This window comes from Paracoccus sp. pheM1, from assembly GCF_018499825.1.
Lineage (GTDB): Bacteria > Pseudomonadota > Alphaproteobacteria > Rhodobacterales > Rhodobacteraceae > Paracoccus > Paracoccus versutus.
On record NZ_JAGXCX010000001.1, the window covers coordinates 1,720,423 to 1,745,381 of the forward strand.

Genomic DNA, 24,959 nt, shown 5'->3' on the forward strand with positions numbered 1-24,959 from the left:
GCCTCGTGCAAAACGGCGCAGGATTGCCACGCCGTGCGGCCGCAGGCAAGAGCCGGCCGGTTGCCTTGTTAACGCTAACGGCCTACATTGGCGCCAAAGGAGATGCCAGCCATGACCCTGCACGCCACCATCGACCGGGTGACCGACCGTATCCGCGAGCGTTCGATCCATAGCCGCAGCGCCTATCTGGCCAAGATCGCCCGCGCTGCCGAGGAAGGGCCGCGCCGCGCCCACCTGTCCTGCGGCAACCAGGCCCATGCCTATGCCGCCATGCCCGACAAGCAGGACTTCGCCGAAACGCGCAAGCCCAACATCGGCATCGTCACCGCCTATAACGACATGCTTTCGGCCCACCAGCCCTATGAGCGTTATCCCGACCTGATCCGCCAGGCCGCCCATGCCGCGGGTGCCACGGCCCAGGTCGCGGGCGGGGTTCCGGCCATGTGCGACGGGGTGACGCAAGGCCGGCCGGGGATGGAGCTGTCGCTGTTCTCGCGCGATGTGATCGCGCTGGCCTCGGGCGTGGCGCTGACGCATGACGTCTTCGACGCGGCGCTTTACCTGGGCGTCTGCGACAAGATCGTGCCGGGGCTGATCATCGCCGCCGCCACCTTCGGCCATATCCCCGCCGTCTTCGTGCCGGCCGGCCCCATGCCCTCGGGCCTGCCCAATGACGAGAAATCCAAGGTCCGCCAGCAATTCGCCACCGGCGAGGTCGGCCGCGAGGCGCTGATGGCGGCCGAGATGGCCAGCTATCACGCGCCGGGCACCTGCACCTTCTACGGCACGGCGAACACCAACCAGATGCTGATGGAGTTCATGGGCCTGCATCTGCCGGGCTCCAGCTTCGTCAATCCGAACACGCCCCTGCGCGATGCGCTGACCAGCGCCGCCGTGCAGCGGGCGGCCTCGATCACCCGGCTGGGCAACGACTACCTGCCTGCGGGCGAGGTGCTGGACGAACGCGCCTTCGTCAACGGCATCGTCGGGCTGATGGCGACCGGCGGCTCGACCAACCTGGTGCTGCACCTGCCGGCGATGGCGCGGGCGGCCGGCGTGATCCTGGACCTCGAGGATTTCCACGACCTGTCCGAGACCGTGCCGCTGATGGCCCGCGTCTATCCCAACGGCCTGGCCGACGTGAACCATTTCCATGCCGCGGGCGGCCTTGGCTTCATGATCGGCCAGCTGCTGGAGGCGGGGCTGCTGCACGAGGACGTGCGCACCATCGCCGGCGGCGGGCTGGGGCAATATGCGCAGGAGCCCCGCCTCAAGGACGGCCGGATCGAATGGGTCGGCGGCGCGCGCGAGACGCTGAACGACAAGATCCTGCGCCCGGCCGCCGATCCCTTTGCCGCGACCGGCGGGCTGAAGCAGCTGTCGGGCAACCTGGGCCGCGGCGTCATCAAGGTCTCGGCCGTGGCGCCCGAACGCCATGTCATCGAAGCCCCCGCGCGCGTCTTTGCCGACCAGGAAGAGGTGAAGGCCGCCTTCAAGCGCGGCGAGTTCACCGAGGATGTGGTGGTCGTCGTCCGCTTCCAGGGCCCCCGCGCCAATGGCATGCCCGAGCTGCATTCGCTGACCCCCACCCTTGCCGTGCTGCAAGATCGCGGGCTGCGGGTGGCGCTGGTCACGGATGGCCGCATGTCCGGCGCCTCGGGCAAGGTTCCCGCGGCGATCCACATCTCGCCCGAGGCGGCCGATGGCGGGCCGCTGGCGCGGCTGCGCGACGGCGATCCCGTCCGGCTCGACGCGGTGGCCGGCACGCTGACCTGCCTTGCCCCCGGCTTCGAGGACCGGCCGGCGGCCACGCATGACCCCTCGCATTCGGCCGAAGGGCTGGGGCGCGAGCTTTTCGCCGCCTTCCGCCGCAATGTCGGCCCCGCCACCGAGGGCGCGGCGGTCGTCGTCTGACCGCCCCCCTGCGAGACACCCGCCGCGCGGCATCCGTCAATGGTCGCGCCGCGCCGGGGCGCACAGGGCGATGCCGGTCCCCGACCGGCCGCATCGGCCCGTCCGCGACCGCGGCTCGGCCAGCCGGCGCGGCGGCAGGCGGAGGATCTGCGCCATGCCCGCGATCCGCGGCAGGTCCGGGTGCTGCGGCCCCGCCTCTTCCGCCGCTTCGCGCAGGAACAGCACGGTCAGGCAGACCCGGCCCCCCTCGTCGCGAATCGGGCAGATGCGGGCATCGACCCGGAAGCGCCGCCCCGACTTGGCCACTTGCGCCAGGTCGTGCAGCCGCGCCTCGCACCCGTCCGGCGTTTCGAGCATGCGCCACAGCCGGTCCGGCACCTTGTCCACGGGATCCAGAAGCATCACCACCGGCCGGCCGATCAACTCCTCGCGCCGATAGCCGCACATGCCCAGGTAGCTTTGGTTCACCGCAACGATATGCCCGGCAAGGTCTAGGATCAGCACCGCACGATGCGAACCCATCGCCCGCATGGCCCATTCAAGATCGTGGTGAAGCCGCTGGATTTCGGTCATCCGGGAAACCTCCTGCAAGGGATTTCCGGCAGCATTGCGCCAATAGGCTAAGATTCCGTTAGCGCGCGGAAGTTTTCTTCAGCCTTCGGTCGGCGGGCCGAAACGCTCGATCATCCGCTTGCGGATCTGGTCGCGCACGGTGCGGTAAAGCGCCAGCTTGGCCTCGCGCCCCTCGGCCAGGCCACTGGGGTCCATGATCGGCCAATACTCCACGTCCAGATGCGAAACCCGCGTCAGTTCAAGGGCTTGCCTCTGGCTGGCCGGCGAAAGGGCGATCACCAGGTCAAAGCTGGTCAGGTCGTCGCCCCAGGCCTTCATCTCTTCGAAGGACCGGGCGCGATGGGTCGAAAGCTCGACCCCGATCTCCTTGCAGACGGCGATGGCGAAGCCGTCGATCTCCATGTCGTTCTTGACCCCGGCCGACTGCACATAGGCGGCGCGGCCGTAGAATTTCTTCATCATCCCCTCGGCCATGGGGGAGCGGATGGCGTTGTGGTCGCAGCAAAACAGCACCGAATGGGGAATCGGTCCGACCACGAATCACCCCGGAACGAGCGCGCAGATCAGGGTGAACAGGCGCCGCGCCGTGTCTATGTCGACCTCGGCCTTGCCCTCCAGCCGCTCTTGCAGGGTGCGGGCGCCCTCGTTGTGGATGCCGCGCCGGGCCATGTCGATCGCCTCGATCTGCGCCGGCGGCAGGCGCTTGACCGCGTCGAAATAGCTGGTGCAGATCTGGAAGTAATCCTTGACCGTCTGCCGGAACGGACCCAGCGACAGGTGGAACTCGGCCACCTTGTCCCCCGCTTCGGTGGCGATGTCGAAGACCAGGCGGCGTTCGCGCACCGCCAGCGCCAGGGCATAGGGGCCGGCAGGAACCTCCTGCCCCTCGCGGCCGGGCAGGATGAAGCTGTTGTCCTCGAGCAGGTCGAAGACCGCGACGCGGCGGTCCTGCTCGATCTCGGGCGTGGGCGGCGGCAGGGCGCTGTCGTCGATGTCGATCCGGCACAGCCGGTTCGTGGACTGGCTCATGGCTGCCCCCCGTTCAGAACCGCCAGCCGCGCCGAGACCGAGCGGCCATGCGCCGAAAGCCCCTCGGATTCGGCCAGCCGCACCGCGGCCGGGCCGATCGCCCCCAGCGCCTGGGGCGAGAGCCGGGCGATGGTGCTGCGCTTGAGGAAATCCATCACCGACAGGCCCGACGAGAACCGCGCCGAGCGCGCCGTCGGCAGGACATGGTTGGGACCGCTGACATAATCGCCCACCGCCTCGGGCGTCCAGCCGCCCAGGAAGATCGCCCCGGCATGGCGCGTCTTTTCCGCCAGCGCCTCGGGATCGTCGACGCAAAGCTCCAGATGCTCCGGGGCGAGCCGGTCCGAAAGCGCCGCCGCCTCGTCGAGGTCGCGCGTCACGATCACCGTGCCATAATCGCGCCAGCTGGCGCCCGCCACCTCGGCGCGCGGCAGGGTCGGCAGGATGCGCTCGACCTCGGCCACCACGGCGCGGGCCAGGGATTCGTCGGGAGTGACCAGGATCGACTGGGCATCGGCATCATGCTCGGCCTGGGCCAGCAGGTCCAGCGCCAGCCATTCCGGGTTCTGCGCGCCCTGGGCGATGATCAGCACCTCCGAAGGGCCGGCGATCATGTCGATGCCGACACGGCCGAAGACCTGCCGCTTGGCTGCCGCGACATAGGCATTGCCGGGGCCGGTGATCTTGTCCACCGGCCGGATGGTCCGGGTGCCATAGGCCATGGCGGCGATCGCCTGCGCCCCGCCGATGCGATAGATCTCGTCCACCCCGGCCAGTTCGGCCGCCAGCAGCACCAGCGGGTTCACCACGCCGCCGGGCGTCGGCACGCAGACCACCAGCCGCTCGACCCCCGCCACCCGCGCGGGAATGGCATTCATCAGCACCGACGAGGGATAGCTCGCCTGCCCGCCCGGCACATAGAGCCCCGCGGCCGCGACCGGCGTCCAGCGCCAGCCCAGGGTCGCGCCCTCGGGATCGGTCCAGCTGAGATCGTCGGGCATCTGCCGGGCATGATAGGCGCGGATGCGGCTCGCAGCCATGGCCAGGGCGGCGCGATCCTCGGCCGAGACCTTCGCGGTCTGCGCGGCGATCTCCTCGCGCGAGAAGGCCAGCGTTTCCGGCGTCAGCGCCAGGCGATCGAAACGCCCGGTCAACTCGACCAGCGCGTCGTCGCCCCGGCTGCGCACATCGGCGATGATCGCCGCCACCGCATCGTTCACATCGGCCGCATCCTCGCGCTTCATCGAAAGAAGCGCGGCGAAGCGTTCGGCGAAATCGGGCTGGGCGGTCGAAAGGTGGATGGGCATGGCTCGAGCCTTCAATGACCCGCCCTTGTTAGCCGCTGCGGGCAAGGGGCTCAAGCGGCTATGGCAGCGCTGAACCTGCCCGTTCAGCGCGGGATGCAAGGCCGGATTCGAGTATTTGTGGAACAGAGAAGCGCTCGTCTTCTTCGTTCCCCAAATACCCATCCGGCCGCGAAACCGGCGTACGCGCACCCTGAAGTGCGCGGCGGATCAAGTGTGCTGGGGCGCGCGGCGCGAGGGGGCGACATAGGGCCGCGTCACGTCGCGCAGCTCGACGTTCAGGCATTCCGCGTCGATGGCCAGCGTGCCGTCGCCGGCGAACTCCAGCAGCAGACGGCCGGTGCCATCCTCGCCCGCCTGCCATGTCAGGGCCAGCAGTTCCAGGACCAGATCCTTGTCCTTGCGGTCGATGCCGTCGCTCAGCACCCGCTGCACGTCCGAGATCAGCAGCACCGAGCGCACCCGCTCATAGGGGCGGCCGTCGCGGCGGGCGAGTTCGGCATCCTCCCAGCGAAAGCGGTTCAGGAGCAGCGCCAGCTGGCGGTGGCGGCTGTCATAGGCGATCTCGGTCACCGGCAGGATCGCATCCTGCGTAAGCGTCGAGATCACGGTCAGGTCGTCGGCATCGCCGGCCAGCAGCGCCAGCGGCGCGGGATCGGCATCGGTGAAACGGGCGTCAGCCATCGGCGGGGGTCTCCTTGATGCGTTCGATATCGGCGCCGACGCCGCGCAGCTTGCGCACCACCTTCTCATAGCCGCGATCCAGGTGATAGACGCGGCTGATGATGGTTTCGCCCTCGGCGGCGAGCCCGGCGAGGATCAGGCTGACCGAGGCACGCAGGTCGGTGGCCATCACCGGGGCGCCGCGCAGCTTTTCGACGCCGTGGACGGTGGCGTGGCCGCCGTGAACCTCGATCCGGGCGCCCATGCGCGCCAGTTCCGGGGCATGCATGAAGCGGTTCTCGAAGATCCGCTCCTCCAGGACCGAGGTGCCCTCGGCGGTGCAGAGCAGCGCCATCATCTGCGCCTGAAGGTCGGTCGGGAAGCCGGGGAAGGGTTCGGTCACCACGTCGACCGCGCGGATCCGGCCGTTCTTGCGCGCGACCTTCAGCCCGCGCCCGGTTTCGACCACCTCGATGCCGGCCTCGTCCAGCTTTTCGCAGAAGGCGGCGACCAGGTCGATGCGGCCGCCCAGGCATTCGACCTCGCCGCCGCAGATCGCCGGGGCCAGCATGTAGGTGCCCAGCTCGATCCGGTCCGTCACCACCGGATGCGTGGCGCCGCCCAGCGCCTGCACGCCCTCGACGGTGATGGTCGAGGTGCCTTCACCCTCGATCTGCGCGCCCATGCGGCGCAGGCATTCGGCCAGGTCCACGATCTCGGGCTCGCGCGCGGCGTTGTTGAGCACGGTCGTGCCCCGCGCCAGCGTCGCCGCCATCAGCGCGTTCTCGGTCGCCCCGACCGAGACCAGCGGAAAGTCGATCACCGCGCCCCTGAGGCCGCCCGAGGGCGCCTTGGCATGGACATAGCCCTCGCGCAGGTCGAGTTCCGCCCCCATCGCCTCGAGCGCGCGCAGGTGCAGGTCCACCGGCCGGGCGCCGATGGCGCAGCCGCCGGGCAGGGACACGACGGCATGGCCGTCGCGCGCCAGCATCGGCCCCAGCACCAGGATCGAGGCGCGCATCTTGCGCACGATGTCGTAATCGGCCCGGTGGCTGGTCAGGTCGTGGCTCGACAGCGCCAGCACCTGCCCGTCCTGGAGGCTGGCGACCTCGGCCCCCAGCGATTGCAGGAGCGCGGTCATGGTGCGGATGTCCGAAAGCCGCGGCGCATTGGTCAGCGTCAGCGGCTGGTCGGTCAGCAGGGTCGCCGGCATCAGCGCCAGGCAGGCGTTCTTGGCGCCGGCGATCGGGATCTCGCCCTTGAGCGGCCCGTTCCCCCTTACAATGATCTGGTCCATCTATTCCTCGTTCGTAGGCGCTTGCCGGCTTGGCGGCATCCCTGGCCCATGCTGCTCGTTCGTCGTTTCCGCCGATGTCCCGGCCCGCGCGCGCCCCTGCGCCTTGCGCCGCGCGAGATTGGCCCGCAGCGCGGCCTTGAGCCGCGCTTCGCGTGTATCGTCCTGGGGATCGCGGGGTGTTCTTGTCATGCCTTTCTGTTAGCGTCCTTGCCGGCTTGCGTCCAGCGGCGGCGCCCTGGCCGCGCGGCGATCGGCAACGATCGGCGAAATGCATTTTTCCCGATCTTCCCCCTTGCACGCCCGGCACAGTCGGTCTAAAGCCCCGTCCACGGCGCTGCGGTAGCTCAGTGGTAGAGCACTCCCTTGGTAAGGGAGAGGTCGAGAGTTCAATCCTCTCTCGCAGCACCATCTCATACCTTCACATCTTGGCCTGCAGACCCTGGGACTTCCTGCATTGCAGCGGCTGGCCGGTGCAGTTGATGCGTGCCGGGGCGCAGTTTGCGGATTAGCCGTGCAAGCCTGCCGACCCTGTCGCAGCTGCCGACGGGCGGCCCGGAAACGCAAGCGGTGCCCGCCCGCAGGCTCGTTTCCGAGCTGGTCCAGGGGCAGGAAGCTCCCCGGCCCTCTGCCACGGTCTCCTCGACGGAAAAGCGCCGCGATTTCCAGCGTGTCCTGTGGGTTACGCAGCCCCTTGAAGACGGCCGCCCGCCCTTGCGCGACCTTGTGCGACGAGGTCGCAGGGATGCTGTTCCCGCCCCAGTGCCCTGTCCGTCGCGTCGGCGGCAGGGCGGATGGTCCGGCGAGAAGCCCGGAGGTGTCCGCCCCGCCCTACTGCTTGCGTTCCCAGCGGCCGCCGGCCTCGGACCAGTATTCCGCGGCGACATCCTCGGCCTTCAGCGCCCGCCATTGCGTCCGGGCGCGCTCCAGGGCCTCTGCGTCATTGCCGTCGAAGACGATGCAGGCGCGTTCCAGCGCCAGGCATTCGGCACCCGACACCCCGGCCCCGTCCAGCGCGATCAGGCAGCGCGGGTCATTGGCGGCCGCCTGGCCCTCGACGGACAGCAGCACCGGCTGGCGGGCGTCATGCGGCCCGCCGGCCAGGCCATGCGGCAGGAAGCCCTCGCCCAGCCACAGCCGTTCGTCCAGGGCCACCTGCCGCGCCCGGTCCCTGCCCCGCAGCTCGACCCGCCAGCCCGCCTGCAGGCTCTTGCCGATCAGCATCGGCAAGAGCTGCACCGGGCCCGAGCGGGTCAGGTGATAGAACAGGGCCGAGCCCATCAGCCCCGCCTTTCGAAACGGTCGCGCACCAGCCGGTCCAGCGTCATCACCCCCCAGCCGGATGCGCCCTTGGGCGCAAGCCCGGTCTCGGCGGGCGGCAGCGCCACCCCGGCAATGTCCAGATGCACCCAGGGCAGGCCCTCGCCCACGAAACGCTGCAGGAACTGCGCCGCGGTGATCGAGCCGGCCGCGCGACCGCCGGTGTTCTTGATGTCGGCCAGGCGCGAATCGATCAGCTTGTCATAGGCCGGGCCCAACGGCAGGCGCCAGGCGCCCTCGCCCTCGGCCTTGGCGGCGTCCAGCACCGCGGTGGCGAAGGCGTCGTCGTTCGAGAACACGCCGGCATTCTCATGCCCCAGCGCGATGATGACGGCGCCGGTCAGCGTCGCCAGGTCGACCAGGGCGGCGGGCTTGAAGCGTTGCTGCGCATACCAAAGCACATCGGCCAGCACGAGCCGGCCCTCGGCATCGGTGTTGATCACCTCGATCGTGTCGCCCTTCATCGAGCGGACGATGTCGCCCGGACGCTGGGCGCGGCCGTCGGGCATGTTCTCGACCAGGCCGACCAGGCCCACGACATTGGCGTTGGCCCGGCGCAGCGCCAGCACCCGCATGACGCCGGCGACCACGCCCGCGCCGCCCATGTCCATGGTCATCTCTTCCATGCCGGCGGCGGGCTTGATCGAGATGCCGCCGGTGTCGAAGACCACGCCCTTGCCGACCAGCGCCAGCGGCGCGGCATCGCCGCCGCCGTTCCAGCGCATGACCACGACCTTGGACGGGCTTTCGGAACCCTGCCCCACGGCCAGCAGCGCGCGCATCCCCTGCTTGGCCAGTTCGTCCTCTTCCAGCACCTCGACCTCGAGGCCCAGCTCGCGCATGGCCAGCAGCCGGTCGGCGAAATCGCCGGTGGTCAGGACGTTGGCGGGCTCGTTCACCAGGTCGCGGGTGAAGAACACCCCCTCGGCCAGGGCGGCGCCATCGGCCGCGGCGCGGGCCAGCGCCTCGGGGTTCTGGTGCATGAAGATCACCCGGCCGCGCGGCGTGGCGCCCTGGGTGGGCTCGGATGCCGGATCGTCGGTGCCTGCCGCATCGGACAGCCGCGCATCCTGGGGCGCGCCGGTGCGGCTGGTGGTCGCGGCGGGCTCGGCCGGGGCCTCTCCCTCGGCGGCGGCGCCATTGCCGGATTTCTTCGTCTTGTAGGCCGAGAAGTCATAGGCCCGCAGCGCCAGCCCCAGCGCGACCTCGGCCGCGCGCGCATGGTTGCCGGCCAGCACCAGCGTCTCGGCCTTGCCCAGCTTGGCGCCGATGCTGGCGCCCGCCGCCCGCGCCGTCGCCACGTCGGCATCGGCCGGCAGCAGCACGAGCTGCAGCGATTCGGCCTTCAGCCCGGCGGGAAAGGCCAGTTCCAGCGCCTTGCCGGGCTTGACCGCCTTCCATGCCTCCGAGGCGAAGGCGCGCCCCAGCGCCTCGCGCGTGGCGCGCGGCAGTCCGGCGGGCAACCGCCCCGCCTTGGGCACCAGGATGGCGACGCGGCCGGGCCGCTCGGCCAGCCCCGCGACATCCGTCGCCGTAAAGGAAATTTCGACCGGATGAGTCATGGTCCCGCCCCTCGCGTTGCTCTGTCTTGGCGGAAACTAGTCACGCCCGCGCGGCTTGACCAGAGCCGGGGCTTTCCCAACCGCCGCGCAGCGGCTAATCAGGCGGGGTCCGAGCCCGCGAAAGCCCCCATGCCCCGCATCGACCGCTACATCCTGTCGCAACTGCTGACCCTGTTCGGGTTCTTCGCGCTGGTGCTGGTCTCGGTCTATTGGATCAACCGCGCCGTCTCGCTGTTCGAGCAGCTGATCTCGGACGGGCAGACGGCGCTGGTGGTGCTGGAGTTCACCGCGCTGACCCTGCCGCTGGTGATCTCGGTCGTGCTGCCGATCGCGGCCTTCGCGGCCAGCGCCTATGGCACCAACCGGCTGGCCTCGGAATCCGAGCTGGTGGCGATGCAGGCGACGGGCATGTCGCCCTGGCGGCTGGCGCGGCCGGTGCTGGTCTTTGGCGTGCTGGTCGGGCTGATGGTGGCGCTGCTGGTCCATGCCGTGGTCCCGATGGCGCGCGGACGGCTGGCCGACCGCCAGGCCGAGATCGCGCAGAACGTCACCGCGCAATTCCTGCGCGCCGGCGCCTTCCAGTATCCGGTGCAGGGGGTCACGCTTTACATCCGCGACATCGCGGCGGACGGGCGTCTGGTGGACTTCTTCCTCGAGGACGCCCGCGACCCCGGCAGCCAGACCACCTATACCGCGGCCGAGGCGCTGCTGGTCAGGACCGACGAGGGGCCGCGGCTGGTGATGATGCAGGGCATGGTGCAGGATCTGCGCCACGCCGGCGACCGGCAAAGCCTGTCGGTGACGCGGTTCTCCGAACTGGCCTATGACCTCGGCACGCTGATCGACACGGGTGCCAGCCGCAAGCGCGACCTGCGCGCCTATTCGACGCCGCGGCTGCTGGATCCCGACCCCGAGCTGCTGGCCGCGACCGGCGCCACCCCCGACCGCGCCCTGGCCGAGGCGCATGAACGGCTGGCCAAGCCCTTCCAGGCGCCGGTGGCGGCGCTGCTGGGCTTTGGCATGCTGCTGCTGGGCGGCTTCAGCCGCTTCGGCGTCTGGCGGCAGGTGATCTGGGCGGTGGTGGCGCTGATCGTGGTGCAGTTCCTCAGCACGGCGGCCGAGAACCAGGTCGCCGGCAATGCCGCGCGCTGGCCGCTGATCTATGTCTCGCCCCTGGTCGGCGCTGCGATCTGCGCCGCGGTGCTGTGGCTTGCCGCCCGGCCGCGGCGGCTGCGCGGCGCCGCCAAGGCGACCGCGGCAAAAGGGGGCGCGGCATGATCCTGTCCACCTATGTCGCGCGGCGCTTCCTGCGCATGCTGGTGATGATCGCGGCGATCTTCGGCGCCATCCTGTTCCTGATCGACGTGGTCGAGCAGATCCGCCGCTTCTCGGACGAGAATATCGGGCTTTCCGGCGCGGCGGGCCTGTCGCTGCTGAACATCACCGCCAGCTTCTATTCCATCCTGCCGCTGATCACGGTGCTGGCGGGGATCGCGCTGTTCCTGGGCCTGTCGCGCAGCTCGGAACTGGTGGCGATCCGCGCCTCGGGGCGTTCGGGCATCCGGGTGCTTTGCGCCCCGGCGATCACGGCGGCGCTGGCCGGGATGCTGGCGGTCGCGGTGCTGAACCCGATGGTGGCGGCGACGACCAAGCGCTATGACGACGCGGTCGCGCAGATGCGCAGCGGCGGCGGCCAGACCGTCAGCGTCGGCGACAATGCGGTCTGGCTGCGCCAGGCCCTGCCCGAGCTGGACGCGAACGGGGCCGAGACCGCGGGCCAGGTCGTCATCCGCGCCAGCCGCGCCAGCCCCGATGCCACGACGCTGTATGACGCGACCTTCATGGTGTATTCGCCCGAGACCGGGCCGACCCGCCGTATCGACGCCGCCACCGCGCGGCTGACCCAGGGCGCATGGGAGCTGACGGACACCAAGGAATGGCCGCTGACCCAGCCCAACCCCGAGGCCATGGCCCGAACCGCGCCGCGGCTGGAGCTGCCGACCGACCTGACCGCCGCCCGCATCCGCGACAGCTTCGGCCGGCCCGAGGCGATCCCGGTCTGGCAACTGCCTGCCTTTATCCAGGGGCTGGAGCGGGCGGGCTTTTCCGCCCAGCGCCACAAGGTCTGGTTCCAGATGGAACTGGCCCGGCCGCTGCTGATGGCGGCCATGATCGCCATCGCGGCGGTGTTCACCATGCGCCACATGCGCGGGCGCCGGATGGGGCTTCTGGTGCTGGGCGCCTTCGGCTGCGGCATCGCGCTGTTCTTCCTGCGCAACCTGGCACAGGTGCTGGGCGACAACGGCGGCATCCCGCCGGCGCTGGCCGGCTGGGCGCCGCCCGTCGTGGCGCTGCTTTTCGCCCTCGGGGCACTCTTGCGGCTGGAGGACGGTTGATGGCGCGCAGGCACAAGGGACGCAAGACTGCGAAAACGGCGCGCGCGGCGCTGCTGGCGGCCATGCTGCCCGGCATGGCGCTGGGGCAAAGCCTGACGCCCGAGGGCCAGACCCTGCCGGTCTATGACCAGCCCGAAGAGGTGCCGCAGGGCCCCGCCGGCCCGGCGCTGGCCCCGACCGAAAGCCCCGATGACAGCGCCCGCTTCGCCGACGGCACCGAGGCGTCGCAGACGCCCCGCGTCGCCGCCCGGTCCGGCGGCCTGCGCATCACCGGCAGCGAGGCCGAGGGCACCGGCAGCCCGGCCACGCTGCTGGCCGACCAGGTCACGCTGGGCGCGGACAACCGGCTGACCGCCTCGGGCGGGGTGGTGATCTGGTATCGCGGCGCGCGGCTGATCGCCTCGCGCGTGGTCTATGACAACGAAACCGGCTCGGCGGTGATCGAGGGGCCGATCCACTTGACCGAACCGGCCCGCGCCGGCACGCCCCAGGAAACCATCCTGATCGCCGACAGCGCCCAGCTGGACCCGAACATGCAGGACGGCGTCCTGCGCGGCGCCCGGCTGGTGCTGGCGCGCGAGATGCAGATGGCCGCGCGCGAGATGCGCCGCAGCGAGAACGGCGCCGTCACCCGGCTGGACAATGTCGTCGCCTCCAGCTGCCAGATCTGCGCCGAGAACCCGATCCCGCTGTGGGAAATCCGCGCCCAGGCCATCACCCATGATGCGCGCACGAACAAGCTGCATTTCGACCGCCCGCAGCTGCGCGCGCTTGGCCTGCCCATCGCCAGCCTGCCCTGGCTGACCGCGCCCGACCCCAGCGTCGAGCGCATGACCGGATTCCTGCGGCCGCAGTTCCGCACCACCTCGGGGCTGGGGTTCGGCATCAAGCTGCCCTATTTCGTCACGCTGGGCGATCATGCGGACATCACGCTGACGCCCTATGTCGCCGTTTCGCGCACCCGCACGCTGGAGCTGCGCTATCGCCAGGCCTTCAGCAACGGCGCGATGGAATGGAACGGCGCCATCTCGCGCGACAGCATCGAGCAGGGTCGCACCCGCGGCTATCTGTTCGGCGGCGCGCGGTTCGAGCTGCCGCGCGGCTACATGCTGGGCTTGCAGATCCAGATGGCCAGCAACCGCGCCTATCTGCTGGATTACGACATCTCCAGCGCCGACCGGCTGTGGAGCGGGCTGACGCTGGACCGCGTGCGCCGCGACCGCATGATGATGGCGCGGATCGGCAATTACGAATCGCTGCGCGAGGACGAGGCCGATGAGTTCACCCCCTCGGTCGTCGCCGATGCGCTGTGGAAGCGGCGCTGGACCCCCGGCCGGATCGGCGGCATCGCCAGCCTGGAATGGTCGCTGCACGCCCACCGCCGCTCGTCCTCGCTGGATCGCGACGGCCGCGACATGGCGCGCGGCTCGGTCGCGCTGGACTGGTATCGCAGCGCGATCCTGCCCGGCGGGCTGGTCGGCACGGTCGAGACCCGGCTGGACGCCGATTTCTACCGCATCAACCAGGACAGCGATTATGACGACTGGGTGGTGCGGGCCGATCCGGTGCTGGCGGCCGAGCTGCGCTGGCCCTTCGCCCGCCATTCCGGCGGCGTCACCCATATCGTCGAGCCGGTGGCGCAGCTGGTCTGGTCGCCCGAACGCGACGCCGAGGACAAGGTGCCGAACGAGGACAGCCAGCTGATCGAATTCGACGAGGGCAACCTGTTCGCGCTGAACCGCTTTCCGGGCTGGGATGCGCGCGAATCGGGCTGGCGCGCCAACCTGGGCATCGGCTGGACCCGGATCGACCCGGCCGGCTGGTCCATCGGCCTGACCGCCGGGCGCGTCTTTCGCGACGAGGCCGACGCGGCCTTCGAAAGCGGCGCCACCGATCCGGGGTTCTGGGACGGCGGCCCCTTGGGCGGCAAGCGCTCGGACTGGCTGCTGGCGGCGCATTACTCGGGGTCGAACGGGCTTGCCATCGCCAACCGCGCGCTGTTCGACGACGGTTTCTCGATCAGCCGCAACGAGCTGCGGCTGGGCTGGTTCAGGCCGGGACTGCAGGTCTCGGCCGGCTATCTCTGGCTTGATTCGGATGAAGGCGAAAGCCGCGACAAGGATGTGTCGGAACTGACCATGGCCGGGGGCTGGCAGGTCGCGCCCGGCTGGTGGGCCACGACCGAGACGCGGTATGACTTCACCGCCGATCGCGCGCAAAAGGCGCAACTGGGCCTGGAATACCGCAATGAATGCATAACCGTCGAAATGTCGGTCGAGCGGCGCTTTACCTCATCGGAAGAGGTGCGGCCGGACACCCGGCTGGACCTGGGCATCCGGCTGGGCGGCTTCGGCCAGCAAAAGCCCGGTCCGGGAACGGTGGCGCGCCGCGCCTGCCTGCGCTAATGTCCGGCGAAACCATGCGGCGAGGGAGCTGATGCGGCGAATTCTTCTGGGGGCGGCCATGGCCGCGATGCTGGCAGCAGGCGGGGTGGCCCCGGCCTTTGCGCAGGGCAATCCGTTCCAGCCGCTGGTCTATGTCAACGATTCGGCCGTCACCCGCTATGAGCTGGAACAGCGCATCCGCTTCCTGCAGATCCTGCGCGCGCCCGATGCCGACCGCGCCTCGGCCGAGCAGGCGCTGATCGACGACCGGCTGCGCCTGTTTGCCGCGGACCAGATGGGCATCACCGCCAGCGACGCCCAGATCGACGCCGGCCTGGCCGAGTTCGCCGGCCGCGCCAATCTTGGCGTCGAGGAATTCACCCGCGCCCTGGCCCAGGCCGGGGTCGAACAGCAGACCTTCCGCGATTTCGTCGCCGCCGGCATTGTCTGGCGCGAGGTGGTGCGCCAGCGCCTGGTGCCGCAGGTCCAGGTCAGCGACGCCGAGCTGGACCAGGAAATGCAGCGCCTGATCGAGACGCCGCGCATCACCCATGTCGCGCTGTCCGAACTGATCATCCCCGCGCCGCCCGGCCAGGAGGCGCAGGCCATGGGCCTGGCGGAATCGCTGGTGCAGAGCGTGCGCTCGGAGGCGGATTTCGCCGCGGCGGCGCGGCAGCATTCCGCGACGCCCTCGGCCGAGGAAAGCGGGCGGCTGCCCTGGATGCCGCTGGAGAACCTGCCCCCCTCGTTGCGGCCGATCATCCTGTCGATGAAGCCCGGCCAGATCAGCCAGCCCCTGACCGTCGAGGGCGCGGTGGTGCTGTTCTTCCTGCGCGACAGCCGCGGCGCGCTGCGTCCCGGCGCCAGGGAACAGGTGCTGGACTACGTGCGCTTCCGGCTGGCCAGCCTGGCCGAGGCGAACCGGATCGCGGCGCTTTCCGACAGCTGCGCCGATCTTTTCGTCCATGCCCGCGGCCTGCCGCCCGAGCAGATCCAGCGCCAGACCCTGCCGCAAGGCCAGATCCCGGCCGCCGAGGCGCTGCGGCTGGCGGTGCTGGACGACAACGAGACCTCGGTGGTCAGCCAGGGCGGCGCGGCCGAATTGCTGATGCTGTGCAAGCGCCAATCCGCGCTGCTGGCCACCGGCGCCGCGGCGGAGGCGCCGGTGGCGGTGACGGCCGAGGGCGAGACGGCCGCCGCGCCCGATCCCGACGCGCTGCCGGACCGCGAAGAGATGCGCAGCCAGATCTTCAGCCGCAAGGTCGGCCAGGCTGCCGACAACTACCTGGCCGAGTTGCGGGCCAATGCAATCATCCGGCGGCCTTGAGCCCGGTTGAGCCACCGGGGGCGCTTCGCCCCCCGGACCCCCAGAGGGTATTTGGGAAACGGAGAAGATGACTGAAGCCCGCCCCATCATCCTGACCTGCGGCGAGCCGGCGGGCGTCGGGCCGGAGCTTGCGCCCAAGGCGCTGGCCTCGGGCGTGCCATTCGTGTTCCTGGGCGATCCGCGGCATCTGCCCGATGGCACCGCCTGGGCCGAGGTCGCGGCGCCGGGCGAGCCGGTGGCCGAGGGCGTGCTGGCGGTGCTGCGCCATGACTTCCCGGCGCCGGCGGTGCCGGGCCGGCCCGATCCCGCCAATGCGCCGGCGGTGGTCGAGGTCATCGCCCGCGCGGTCGACCTGGCCATGTCCGGCGCGGCCGGCGGCATCTGCACCCTGCCGATCAACAAGGAGGCGCTGAAGCGCGGCGCCGGCTTCGGCTTTCCCGGCCATACCGAATATCTGGCGCATCTGGCGGGCGACGTGCCGGTGGTGATGATGCTGGCCTCGACCCGTGTCGAGCCGCCCTGCCGGGTGGTGCCGGTGACGATCCACATCCCGCTGTCCGAGGTGCCGCTGGCGCTGACGCCCCTGCGGCTGGAGCAGGCGATCCGCACCACCGATGCCGCGATGCGGCGCGATTTCGGCCTGGCGCAGCCGCGGCTGGCCATCGCCGGGCTGAACCCCCATGCCGGCGAGAACGGCGTCATGGGCGACGAGGAAGCACGCTGGATGGTGCCCCTGGTCGAGCGGCTGCGGCGCGAGGGGTTCGACCTGCGCGGGCCGCTGCCGGCCGATACCATGTTCCATCCGGCCGCGCGGGCGCGTTACGACGCGGCGCTTTGCGCCTATCACGACCAGGCGCTGATCCCGATCAAGACGCTGGATTTCGCCGGCGGGGTGAACGTGACCCTGGGCCTGCCCTTCGTGCGCACCTCGCCCGATCACGGCACCGCCTTCGACATCGCCGGCCAGGGCATCGCGGATGCGCAAAGCGTCGTCGCCGCCCTGCGCATGGCGCATGAGATGGCGGTGCGGCGATGAGCGCCATCGACGGGCTGCCGCCGCTGCGCGAGGTGATCGCGCGCCATGAGTTGCGCGCCAAGAAGCAGCTGGGGCAGAATTTCCTGCTGGACCTGAACCTGACCGCCAAGATCGCCCGCGCCGCCGGCGACCTGACCGGCTGCGACGTGATCGAGGTCGGCCCCGGTCCGGGCGGGCTGACCCGCGGCTTGCTGGCCGAGGGTGCGCGGCATGTGCTGGCGATCGAGAAGGACGCGCGCGCCCTGCCCGCCCTGGCCGAGATCGCCGCCGCCTATCCCGGCCGGCTGGAGGTGATCCATGGCGATGCGCTGGAGGTCGATCCGCTGGCGCATCTGTCGCCGCCGATCCGCATCGTCGCGAACCTGCCCTATAATGTCGGCACCGAATTGCTGATCCGCTGGCTGACGCCGGCAGCCTGGCCGCCCTTCTGGCAGTCGCTGACGCTGATGTTCCAGAAAGAGGTGGCCGAGCGCATCGTGGCGCAGCCGGGCGGCAAGGCTTACGGCCGGCTGGCCGTGCTGGCGCAATGGCGCAGCGAGGCGCGGGTGGTGATGACCCTGCCGCCCGAAGCCTTTGTTCCCGCGCCCAAGGTGCATTCGGCGGTCGTCCACCTGACCGCCCTGCCCGAGCCGCGCTATCCGGCCGATCCGGCGGTGCTGAACCGGGTGGTGGCGGCGGGCTTCAACCAGCGCCGCAAGATGCTGCGCGCCTCGCTGAAGGGGCTGCATCCCGAGATCGAATCGCTGCTGGTCCAGGCCGGCATCGCCCCCACCGCCCGCGCAGAAGAGGTCGGGCTGGAGCAATTCTGCGCGCTGGCGCGGGGCCTGGCCGCCGCGCCGCGCTGAGCTTCATTCGCCGGAGGCGCTTTCGGCCTGGGTCTTTGCCGCCTTGGCACCCTGTCCGCGGCCGGTTTTCGCCGGGGCCTTGGCACCTTCCTCGGCCGGTTTCTTGCGGCTGCGCGGCGCGGCCGCCCCGGTGGTGCGGCTGCTGCGCCGGCGCGCCGCAGGGGCGGGCTCGGCGGCCGGTTCCCCGGCTGCCGCGTTCTCGGCGGGGGCCGGTGCGGCCGGGGTCGGTTCGGCAGGGGTTTCGGACCGGACGGCGCTTTCCGGGGTTTCCACCGGGCCGGCGGCATCCTCGTCGGCAGCGATCACCGGCGGCAGCCCGGAATCGGCGGGCGCGGCGGCGGGCTGGGCGCGTTCTTCCGCGCGGGGGGCGGGCTGCTGGCGTTCCTCGCGGCGGTCGTCGCGACGCTCGTCGCGGCGATCCTCGCGCCGGTCGTGACGGTCCTGGCGGTGGCCGTGATGGCCGTTCTGGCCATTGCCGTTCTCGGACGCAGCCGAGCCATTGCCGTCCTGGGCATCGTCGTCGCGGCCCTGGTGCTGGTGGCCTTGGCGCTCGGCCTGCTCGCGCTGCGCCTCGCCCAGCATGCGGGTGTAATGTTCTGCGTGCTGAAGAAAGCTCTGCTCGGCCACCCGGTCGTTGGAAAGCTGGGCGTCGCGGGCGAGCGTCAGGTATTTCTCGATGATCTGCTGGGGCGTGCCGCGCACCTTGCCCTCGGGGCCCGAGGAATCGAAGACGCGGTTGACGATATTGCCCAGCGAACGCTGGCGGTTCGACTTGTTACGCGAACGGGATTTGGATGATCTCATCAGCTTGTTGTCAGTTTATGTCCGGCCAGGGCCGGCTAAGGTTGGGGTCATTCCGAAGGCGGGTGTCAGCGCAGGCGCAGCGTTTGCTCCGGCTCCCGCGTCACCAGTAAAACTGGATTATCTGAGTATGACTGACCCGTGCGTGGGCGGTGCGCCCCCGTCACAATTGCGAATAAACACGCCGCAGCGCCGCTTACAAGCGAAAATTTCGTCAAAAGCCGCGAAAGGCGCGGAAGCTTGCCGGATCAAAGCGGCTTGCGGGCGGCGACGACCCGGTCGCGCCCGTCCAGGTCGGGCAGGATCCGGGGCTCGGCCAGACCGGCTGCGCGCATCAGCGCCGCCACGGCCGCGCCCTGCGTGGGGCCGATCTCGACCATCAGCCGGCCGCCGGGCGACAGATGCGCGGGCGCCCCGGTGGCGATGGCGCGATAGGCGGAAAGCCCGTCCGCCCCGTCGGTCAGGGCCTGCCGCGGCTCCCATTCCCGCACCTCGGGCGCAAGCTGCGCCATCTCGTCCAGCGCGATATAGGGCGGGTTCGAGACGATCAGGTCGAACTGCCCCGTGACCGAGGCGAACCAGTCGGATTCAAGGAAATCCGCGCAAACCCCCACGGTCCTGGCATTTTCCCGCGCCACCTCCAGCGCGGCGGCCGAGATGTCGGTGCCAAGCCCGCGCGCACCCGGCCGCTCGGCCAGAAGCGAGATCAGGATCGCCCCCGTGCCGGTGCCCAGGTCCAGCACCGAGGCAAAGGGCCCGGCCAGCGCCGCCTCGACCAGGGTCTCGGTTTCCGGGCGGGGATCGAGCGTGTCGCGGGTCACGCGGAACTCGTGCTTCCAGAAGGCGCGGCGGCCCAGGATCTGGCTGACCGGCTGGCGCGCGGCGCGGGCGGCCAGGGTTGCGTCGAAACGTCGCAGAGCCTCGGGCGGCAGCGGCGCAGCCAGCGCGGCGGCCAGGTGGTGGCGCGGCAGGTCCAGGGCATGGGCCAGCAGCAGCCGGGCATCCTCGGCCGCGCCGGGCACGCCGGCCTGGGCGAGTCGTGCGGCGCCTTGGCGCAGGGCCTCGGCCCCGGTCATGGAATCACGCGCCCTGCGCGGCCAGGCGCGCGGCCTGGTCATGCGCGGTCAGCGCCGCCACGATCTCGCCGATCTCGCCCTGCATGATGCGGTCGAGCGCATAGAGCGTCAGGCCGATGCGGTGATCGGTCATCCGGCCCTGCGGGAAGTTGTAGGTGCGGATGCGTTCCGAGCGGTCGCCCGAGCCGACCTGGCTCTTGCGGTCGGCGGCGCGCTCGGCATCGGCGCGCGACCGCTCCATGTCGTAAAGCCGCGCGCGCAGCACGGCCATGGCATTGGCGCGGTTCTGGTGCTGGGACTTTTCCGAACTGGTCACGACGATGCCGGTCGGCAGGTGGGTGATGCGCACCGCCGAATCGGTGGTGTTGACGTGCTGGCCGCCGGCGCCGCTGGCGCGCATGGTGTCGATGCGGATGTCGCTGGCGGGGATGTCGATATCCACCGCCTCGGCCTCGGGCAGCACGGCGACGGTGGCGGCGCTGGTATGGATGCGGCCGCCCGATTCCGTCTCGGGGACGCGCTGGACGCGGTGGACGCCCGATTCGTATTTCAGCTTGGCGAAGACCCCCTCGCCCTCGATCCGCGCCACCGCCTCACGCACGCCGCCCAGGTCGGATTCGGCCAGCTCGAGCATCTGGAACTGCCAGCCCTGCGATTCGGCAAAGCGGCGATACATGGCCAGCAGGTCGCCGGCGAACAACGCCGCCTCTTCGCCGCCGGTGCCGGGGCGAATCTCCAGGATGGCCGGGCGGGCATCGGCAGCGTCGCGCGGCAAAAGCGCGATGCGCAGCGCATGCTCCAGCTCGGGAAGTGCGGCGCGCAGGCGCGACAATTCGTCCTGCGCCAGCTCGCGCATCTCGGGATCGGCCAGCAGGGCCTCGGCCTCGCGGATGCCGTCCTGCGCGGCGCGCCATTCGCCGATCTGCGCGACCACGGGCTTCAGTTCCGCATATTCGCGGCTGATCGCGGCGATTTCCTCGGCCGCCGGCCCGGCGTGCAGCCGCGCTTCGAGATATTCGAAACGCGCGACGATCTGGGCAAGGCGGTCTTCCGGCAGCATTTGATGCAATTAGCTGTTGAGCCGCGGGCCGACAAGGCGGAACCTTGCAGGCATCTGACCCAGATCAAAGCAAGGCCGGCCGTCTTGGTGCAGATTGCTGCAAGACGCGCCCACCAAGCCAAAGGAGGCCCCAAGTGAAACTCGTCCCCTTTCTGACAGCGACGAGTCTTGCCCTGTCCGCTCTGCCGGTCATGGCGCAGACTGAAGCCATCGACAACGGCGCCCTGCGCGAGGAAGCCAAGGGGGTGTTCGAGGCGATTCCCGAAAAGATGACCGCCATCAAGCAGACCGAGGACAATCCCGAAGGCATCCCCCTGACCGCCGAGAAGATCGAACTGGGCAAGGTGCTGTTCTTCGACCCGCGCATGTCCAGCTCCGGGCTGATCTCGTGCCAGACCTGCCACAACGTCGGCCTTGGCGGTGTGGACGGCCTGCCGACCTCGATCGGGCACGGCTGGCAGAAAGGGCCGCGCAACGCCCCCACCATGCTGAACGCGATCTTCAACGCCGCGCAATTCTGGGACGGCCGCGCCGGCGACCTTGCCGAACAGGCCAAGGGTCCGGTCCAGGCCGGTGTCGAGATGAGCAACACCCCCGACCAGGTGGTCAAGACCATCAACTCGATGCCGGAATATGTCGAATCCTTCAAGGCCGCCTTCCCCGACGAAGCGGACCCGGTGACCTTCGACAATTTCGCCATCGCGATCGAGCAGTTCGAGGCCACGCTGGTCACGCCCAACAGCGCCTTCGACCGCTTCCTTGCCGGCGACGATGCAGCGATGACCGACCAGGAAAAACGCGGGCTGCAAGCCTTCATCGAAACCGGCTGCACCGCCTGCCACTATGGCGTGAACTTCGGCGGGCAGGACTATCATCCCTTCGGCCTGATCGCCAAGCCCGGCGCCGAGGTGCTGCCCGCCGGCGACAGGGGCCGCTACGAGATCAGCCAGACCGTTGACGACGAATATGTCTTCCGCGCCGCGCCGTTGCGCAACGTCGCGCTGACCGCGCCCTATTTCCACTCGGGCGTGGTCTGGGATCTGGCAGAAGCGGTGCAGATCATGTCCTCGGCGCAACTTGGCACCGAGCTGACCGATGAGCAGGCCGACGACATCACCGCCTTCCTGGGCACGCTGACCGGCGATCAGCCGGTGATCGACCACCCGATCCTGCCGGTGCGCACCGACTCCACGCCGCTGCCCACGCCGATGTAAGGCGCGGCAGGCGAGACACGAAAAGGGGCCCTCGCGGGGCCCCTTTTGCTTGCGGTCCGGCCGGCGGATCACTCGGCCTTGACGGCCTCGATGGTGATCTTGATCTCGACCTCGTCCTCGACCGCCGGGGCGAACTTGCCCAGGTTGAACTCGGAACGCTTGATCTCGGCCTCGGCATCGAAGCCGGCGGCCTCCTTGCTGGTCATGGGATGGGCGGCAATCTGGTTCAGGTCGACATCCAGCACCACCTGCTTGGTCACGCCGTTCAGCGTCAGATCGCCCGTGACCTTCGCCTCCTTGTCGTCCTCGGGCTCGACCTTGGTCGACTTGAAGGTCGCGACGGCGCCGCTGGCATCGGTGTTGAAGAAATCCGGCCCGAACAGGTGCTTGTCCAGCTCCTCGGAGACGGTGCGCAGCCCCGACAGCGGGATGGTCGCCTCGACGCTGGAATTGGCCGGGTTCTCGGCATCCAGCGTCAGCTTGCCGGTGACGCCGTTGATGATGCCGGTGCTGGTCGAAAAGCCCATGTGGTTGTATTCGAAGACGACCTGGCTGTGCGAGGGGTCGAAGTCATAGACCACGGGCTCGGCCATCGCGGCACTGGCGCCAAGCAGGCCGATCGCGGCGACAGGGGCGAGGATGGATTTCATGCTGAGCTCCCGAATGAAAAAGATCATGATGGTTCTGCCAGAAAATGCCCGCGCATCAACAAGGGTTTCCTGACATTTTCGTGTTTCGCCGCAGCGCGGAAACAGTATCGCCGCAGGGGCGACTTTCCGGGGTTTCCGGGCATTTATCCTTGCATTCCCCGGCCTGCCCGCTATAAGGCCGCATCCTTCCGCAAATGCGAAACCGGCGCAGCCTCTCGTGGCGGGGCGCGGAAGGGCTGTCCCGCCGTTGAAGTGCGCCCCGATGAAAGGTGCAGACATGCCGCTTTACGAGCATGTGCTGATCGCCCGCCAGGACCTGTCGAACGCGCAGGCCGAGGGGCTGATCGAACATTTCTCGACCGTGATCGCCGACAATGGCGGCAAGGTCGTGGACAACGAATACTGGGGCGTGCGCACGCTTGCCTACAAGATCAACAAGAACCGCAAGGGCCATTACGCCTTCCTGCGCTCGAACGCCCCCTCGGCCGCCGTGCAGGAGATGGAGCGCCTGGCCCGCCTGCATGACGACGTCATGCGCGTGCTGACCGTCCGCGTGGACGAGCACAAGGACGGCCCCTCGGTCCAGATGCAGAAGCGCGACGAGCGCGAGCGCGGGGATCGTGGCGACCGCGGTGATCGCGGCGAGCGTCGCGAGCGTCGCGACCGCGACGACCGGAACTAAGGGAAAGGAACCAGGATCATGGCCAACAAACCCTTCTTCCGCCGCCGGAAAGTCTGCCCCTTCTCGGGCGACAACGCCCCCGCCATCGACTACAAGGACACGCGCCTGCTTCAGCGTTACATCTCGGAACGCGGCAAGATCGTGCCCTCGCGCATCACCGCCGTCTCGGCCAAGAAGCAGCGCGAACTGGCGCGCGCCATCAAGCGCGCCCGCTTCCTCGCCCTGCTGCCCTATGCCGTGAAGTAAGGAGAGACGATCATGCAAGTCATCCTGCTGGAACGCGTGGCCAAGCTGGGCCAGATGGGCGAAGTCGTGAAGGTCAAGGACGGTTTCGCGCGCAACTACCTCTTGCCGCAGGGCAAGGCGCTGCGCGCCTCGGACGCCAATATCCAGGCGTTTGAAGCCCGCAAGGCCGAACTCGCCTCGCGCAACGACGAAACCCGCGCCGAAGCCGAAAAGACCGCCCAGAAGCTCGACGGCCAGACCTTCGTCATCATCCGCTCCGCCTCGGACGCGGGTGCGCTCTATGGCTCGGTCACGCCGCGCGACGCCGCCGATGTCGCCAATGCCGAAGGTTTCGCGATCGAGCGCCGCCAGGTCGTCCTGACCGCCCCGATCAAGGATCTGGGCCTGCACGAGGTCCGCGTGCATCTGCACCCGGAAGTCGACGTCATCATCAAGCTGAACGTCGCCCGCTCGCCCGAAGAGGCCGAGCTGCAAGCCTCGGGCAAGTCGATCCAGGAACTGGCCGCCGAAGAGGAAGCCGCCGCGGAATTCGAGATCGCCGAGCTTTTCGACGACATCGGCTCGGCCGGCCGCGACGAGGACGAAGCCGCGAACTGATCGCGCCTTTGCCGGAACAGGGAAAAACGCGCCGTAACCGGCGCGTTTTTTCATGCCCGCATGGCAACGTCCCCTTGCCTCAACCACGGGTTCGGCGGAACATTCGCCGGGCTGCGGGGTTGAAACGCAAAGCGCCCTTCGCCAGAGGATTTGCCGGCATGCATCACCAGGACGACCAGCCGCCCATCACCCATACCCCGGCCGACGAGACCAGCCAGACCCGCTTCGGTCCCCGCCCGGTCCCCGAGGGGCATCGCCGGCCACCGGGCCCGGTGGAATCGCGCCGCATCCCGCCGCATGGCGATGTCTCGCCCGACGGCAGCCATCCATGGCCGCGCCCCTCGCGCGGGGCAAAATGGCTGGTCTGGGGCGGCACCGGGCTGGTGGCGGCGACCTTGACCGCCGGCACGGTGATCGCGGCGCGGCACCTGATCGACCTGGTCTCGGACGACGACGGCCCCGCCCGCCCGCGCGGCGCAGGCACCCCGCGCCAGGCCCCGCACGAGCCCAGGCCCAAGACGCAACCCGCCCGACCTGTCCCGCAGGGCCGGCGCCGCCCGCCGCGGCAAAGCCTGCTGCAAGAGGTCGAGGCCAATACCGCCAACCTGACCAGCGGCGTCGAGAACGTGATGCAGGCGCTGACCGCCGCCGTGACCGGCTTCCGCTCGGTCGCGGGCCAGGCCAGCGCCATCGTGCAGGAATTCGGCGATGCCGCGGCGATCATCCGCGACATCATCGACCGCAAGCCCGCGCCGCAACCCCGCAAGCCCCGCCGCGAGGCGCATATGCCGGACCTGCGCGACGACCCGCTGCTGCACGACCCGATGGAGGGCCCCGACCCCGGCGGCCCGGCCGATCACGACCCGCGCCTTCACCGGCTCTGACGCGGAACGGCCCTTGACCAGCCGGTGCCGCCAGCAGCGCGCTGCGGCCCGGCTGTCCGGCTTCTTCGTTGCATAAATACCCATCTGCGCCACCGCGCCCCG

General features: G+C 69.8%; 25 protein-coding genes, 1 tRNA gene and 1 pseudogene. 14 read left to right on the top strand and 13 right to left on the bottom strand.

The genetic code is table 11. The annotated features are described in order from the left end of the window. The first annotated feature begins 111 nt into the window (after window positions 1–111). Window positions 112–1,914 carry a phosphogluconate dehydratase gene (gene edd / locus KF941_RS08725; RefSeq protein WP_214273116.1) on the top strand — a complete coding sequence of 601 codons (1,803 nt, stop codon included), beginning with the start codon at window positions 112–114 and terminating at the stop codon, window positions 1,912–1,914. A gap of 36 nt (window positions 1,915–1,950) precedes the next feature. Here the strand turns inward: edd and KF941_RS08730 are convergent, their stop codons facing one another. From KF941_RS08730 to KF941_RS27940, 7 genes are all read right to left on the bottom strand, one after another. Then, entirely contained in the window at window positions 1,951–2,487 is a 537-nt protein-coding gene (locus KF941_RS08730) for a PAS domain-containing protein (protein WP_214273117.1), read from the bottom strand. A 78-nt stretch (window positions 2,488–2,565) separates the two neighbouring features. Next, on the bottom strand, window positions 2,566–3,024 hold the full coding sequence (locus tag KF941_RS08735) for a low molecular weight phosphatase family protein (protein ID WP_036751729.1): 459 nt from the start codon (window positions 3,022–3,024) through the stop codon (window positions 2,566–2,568). A 3-nt stretch (window positions 3,025–3,027) separates the two neighbouring features. Next, window positions 3,028–3,516 (bottom strand): UPF0262 family protein, encoded by a 489-nt coding sequence (locus tag KF941_RS08740; RefSeq protein WP_114535844.1) that lies wholly within the window; start codon window positions 3,514–3,516, stop codon window positions 3,028–3,030. Then, window positions 3,513–4,823 (bottom strand): histidinol dehydrogenase, encoded by a 1,311-nt coding sequence (gene hisD / locus KF941_RS08745; RefSeq protein ID WP_036751733.1) that lies wholly within the window; start codon window positions 4,821–4,823, stop codon window positions 3,513–3,515. Before hisD ends, KF941_RS08740 begins: the two co-directional genes overlap by 4 nt. 207 nt (window positions 4,824–5,030) lie before the next feature. Further along, on the bottom strand, window positions 5,031–5,504 hold the full coding sequence (locus KF941_RS08750) for a DUF2948 family protein (protein WP_114535846.1): 474 nt from the start codon (window positions 5,502–5,504) through the stop codon (window positions 5,031–5,033). Further along, window positions 5,497–6,780, bottom strand: a complete 1,284-nt coding sequence (gene murA, locus KF941_RS08755) for a UDP-N-acetylglucosamine 1-carboxyvinyltransferase (RefSeq protein ID WP_036751737.1) — start codon at window positions 6,778–6,780, stop codon at window positions 5,497–5,499. Before murA ends, KF941_RS08750 begins: the two co-directional genes overlap by 8 nt. After that, window positions 6,781–6,969 (bottom strand): hypothetical protein, encoded by a 189-nt coding sequence (locus KF941_RS27940; protein ID WP_114535847.1) that lies wholly within the window; start codon window positions 6,967–6,969, stop codon window positions 6,781–6,783. It lies immediately after the preceding gene. Between the two features lie 144 nt (window positions 6,970–7,113). On the opposite strand from KF941_RS27940, the gene KF941_RS08760 reads away from it, so the two are divergent. Beyond that, window positions 7,114–7,188, top strand: a tRNA-Thr gene (locus KF941_RS08760). A 420-nt stretch (window positions 7,189–7,608) separates the two neighbouring features. Here the strand turns inward: KF941_RS08760 and KF941_RS08765 are convergent. Together KF941_RS08765 and KF941_RS08770 are read right to left on the bottom strand one after the other, a co-directional pair. After that, window positions 7,609–8,058 (bottom strand): DNA polymerase III subunit chi, encoded by a 450-nt coding sequence (locus KF941_RS08765; RefSeq protein WP_214273118.1) that lies wholly within the window; start codon window positions 8,056–8,058, stop codon window positions 7,609–7,611. Continuing rightward, window positions 8,058–9,659: a leucyl aminopeptidase gene (locus tag KF941_RS08770; RefSeq protein WP_214273119.1), complete on the bottom strand. Its 1,602-nt coding sequence runs from the start codon at window positions 9,657–9,659 to the stop codon at window positions 8,058–8,060. Before KF941_RS08770 ends, KF941_RS08765 begins: the two co-directional genes overlap by 1 nt. Before the next feature lie 129 nt (window positions 9,660–9,788). On the opposite strand from KF941_RS08770, the gene lptF reads away from it, so the two are divergent. The 7 genes and pseudogenes from lptF (at window position 9,789) to rsmA (ending at window position 17,647) form a co-directional block, all read left to right on the top strand. Further along, window positions 9,789–10,937 carry an LPS export ABC transporter permease LptF gene (gene lptF / locus KF941_RS08775; protein ID WP_036751744.1) on the top strand — a complete coding sequence of 383 codons (1,149 nt, stop codon included), beginning with the start codon at window positions 9,789–9,791 and terminating at the stop codon, window positions 10,935–10,937. Then, a complete protein-coding gene (lptG, locus tag KF941_RS08780; RefSeq protein ID WP_214273120.1) occupies window positions 10,934–12,055 on the top strand; it encodes an LPS export ABC transporter permease LptG in 1,122 nt (373 codons plus the stop codon). Before lptF ends, lptG begins: the two co-directional genes overlap by 4 nt. After that, window positions 12,055–14,460, top strand: coding sequence for an LPS assembly protein LptD (lptD, locus tag KF941_RS08785; RefSeq protein WP_214273121.1), 2,406 nt, complete (start codon window positions 12,055–12,057; stop codon window positions 14,458–14,460). Before lptG ends, lptD begins: the two co-directional genes overlap by 1 nt. A gap of 19 nt (window positions 14,461–14,479) precedes the next feature. Next, window positions 14,480–14,881: pseudogene (locus KF941_RS28335) on the top strand (SurA N-terminal domain-containing protein); the annotation flags it as partial. Between the two features lie 75 nt (window positions 14,882–14,956). After that, the gene (locus tag KF941_RS28340; RefSeq protein ID WP_276315864.1) at window positions 14,957–15,766 is read left to right on the top strand and encodes a peptidylprolyl isomerase; all 810 of its coding nucleotides are present in this window, start codon (window positions 14,957–14,959) and stop codon (window positions 15,764–15,766) included. A gap of 67 nt (window positions 15,767–15,833) precedes the next feature. Continuing rightward, a complete protein-coding gene (gene pdxA / locus KF941_RS08795) occupies window positions 15,834–16,802 on the top strand; it encodes a 4-hydroxythreonine-4-phosphate dehydrogenase PdxA (protein ID WP_214273123.1) in 969 nt (322 codons plus the stop codon). Continuing rightward, window positions 16,799–17,647, top strand: coding sequence for a 16S rRNA (adenine(1518)-N(6)/adenine(1519)-N(6))-dimethyltransferase RsmA (gene rsmA, locus KF941_RS08800; RefSeq protein ID WP_214273124.1), 849 nt, complete (start codon window positions 16,799–16,801; stop codon window positions 17,645–17,647). Before pdxA ends, rsmA begins: the two co-directional genes overlap by 4 nt. Before the next feature lie 3 nt (window positions 17,648–17,650). Here rsmA and KF941_RS08805 read toward each other — a convergent pair whose 3' ends face one another. The 3 genes from KF941_RS08805 to prfA form a co-directional block, all read right to left on the bottom strand. Continuing rightward, window positions 17,651–18,451 (bottom strand): DUF4167 domain-containing protein, encoded by an 801-nt coding sequence (locus KF941_RS08805; RefSeq protein ID WP_114535854.1) that lies wholly within the window; start codon window positions 18,449–18,451, stop codon window positions 17,651–17,653. A 245-nt stretch (window positions 18,452–18,696) separates the two neighbouring features. Then, window positions 18,697–19,524, bottom strand: coding sequence for a peptide chain release factor N(5)-glutamine methyltransferase (gene prmC / locus KF941_RS08810; RefSeq protein ID WP_214273125.1), 828 nt, complete (start codon window positions 19,522–19,524; stop codon window positions 18,697–18,699). Window positions 19,525–19,528: 4 nt separating this feature from the next. Further along, window positions 19,529–20,584: a peptide chain release factor 1 gene (gene prfA, locus KF941_RS08815; RefSeq protein WP_036751759.1), complete on the bottom strand. Its 1,056-nt coding sequence runs from the start codon at window positions 20,582–20,584 to the stop codon at window positions 19,529–19,531. Window positions 20,585–20,775: 191 nt separating this feature from the next. Between prfA and KF941_RS08820 the strand changes: the two genes are divergently transcribed. Next, the gene (locus tag KF941_RS08820; RefSeq protein ID WP_052095761.1) at window positions 20,776–21,798 is read left to right on the top strand and encodes a cytochrome-c peroxidase; all 1,023 of its coding nucleotides are present in this window, start codon (window positions 20,776–20,778) and stop codon (window positions 21,796–21,798) included. Between the two features lie 68 nt (window positions 21,799–21,866). Here the strand turns inward: KF941_RS08820 and KF941_RS08825 are convergent, their stop codons facing one another. Beyond that, a complete protein-coding gene (locus KF941_RS08825) occupies window positions 21,867–22,448 on the bottom strand; it encodes a YceI family protein (RefSeq protein WP_214273126.1) in 582 nt (193 codons plus the stop codon). Between the two features lie 277 nt (window positions 22,449–22,725). On the opposite strand from KF941_RS08825, the gene rpsF reads away from it, so the two are divergent. From rpsF to KF941_RS08845, 4 genes are all read left to right on the top strand, one after another. Further along, entirely contained in the window at window positions 22,726–23,130 is a 405-nt protein-coding gene (gene rpsF / locus KF941_RS08830) for a 30S ribosomal protein S6 (protein WP_036751761.1), read from the top strand. Window positions 23,131–23,148: 18 nt separating this feature from the next. Then, window positions 23,149–23,376 (top strand): 30S ribosomal protein S18, encoded by a 228-nt coding sequence (rpsR, locus tag KF941_RS08835; protein ID WP_011747229.1) that lies wholly within the window; start codon window positions 23,149–23,151, stop codon window positions 23,374–23,376. A 12-nt stretch (window positions 23,377–23,388) separates the two neighbouring features. After that, window positions 23,389–23,973, top strand: a complete 585-nt coding sequence (gene rplI, locus KF941_RS08840; RefSeq protein ID WP_036751763.1) for a 50S ribosomal protein L9 — start codon at window positions 23,389–23,391, stop codon at window positions 23,971–23,973. Window positions 23,974–24,131: 158 nt separating this feature from the next. Next, a complete protein-coding gene (locus KF941_RS08845) occupies window positions 24,132–24,857 on the top strand; it encodes a hypothetical protein (RefSeq protein ID WP_214273127.1) in 726 nt (241 codons plus the stop codon). The last annotated feature ends 102 nt before the right edge of the window (window positions 24,858–24,959 follow it).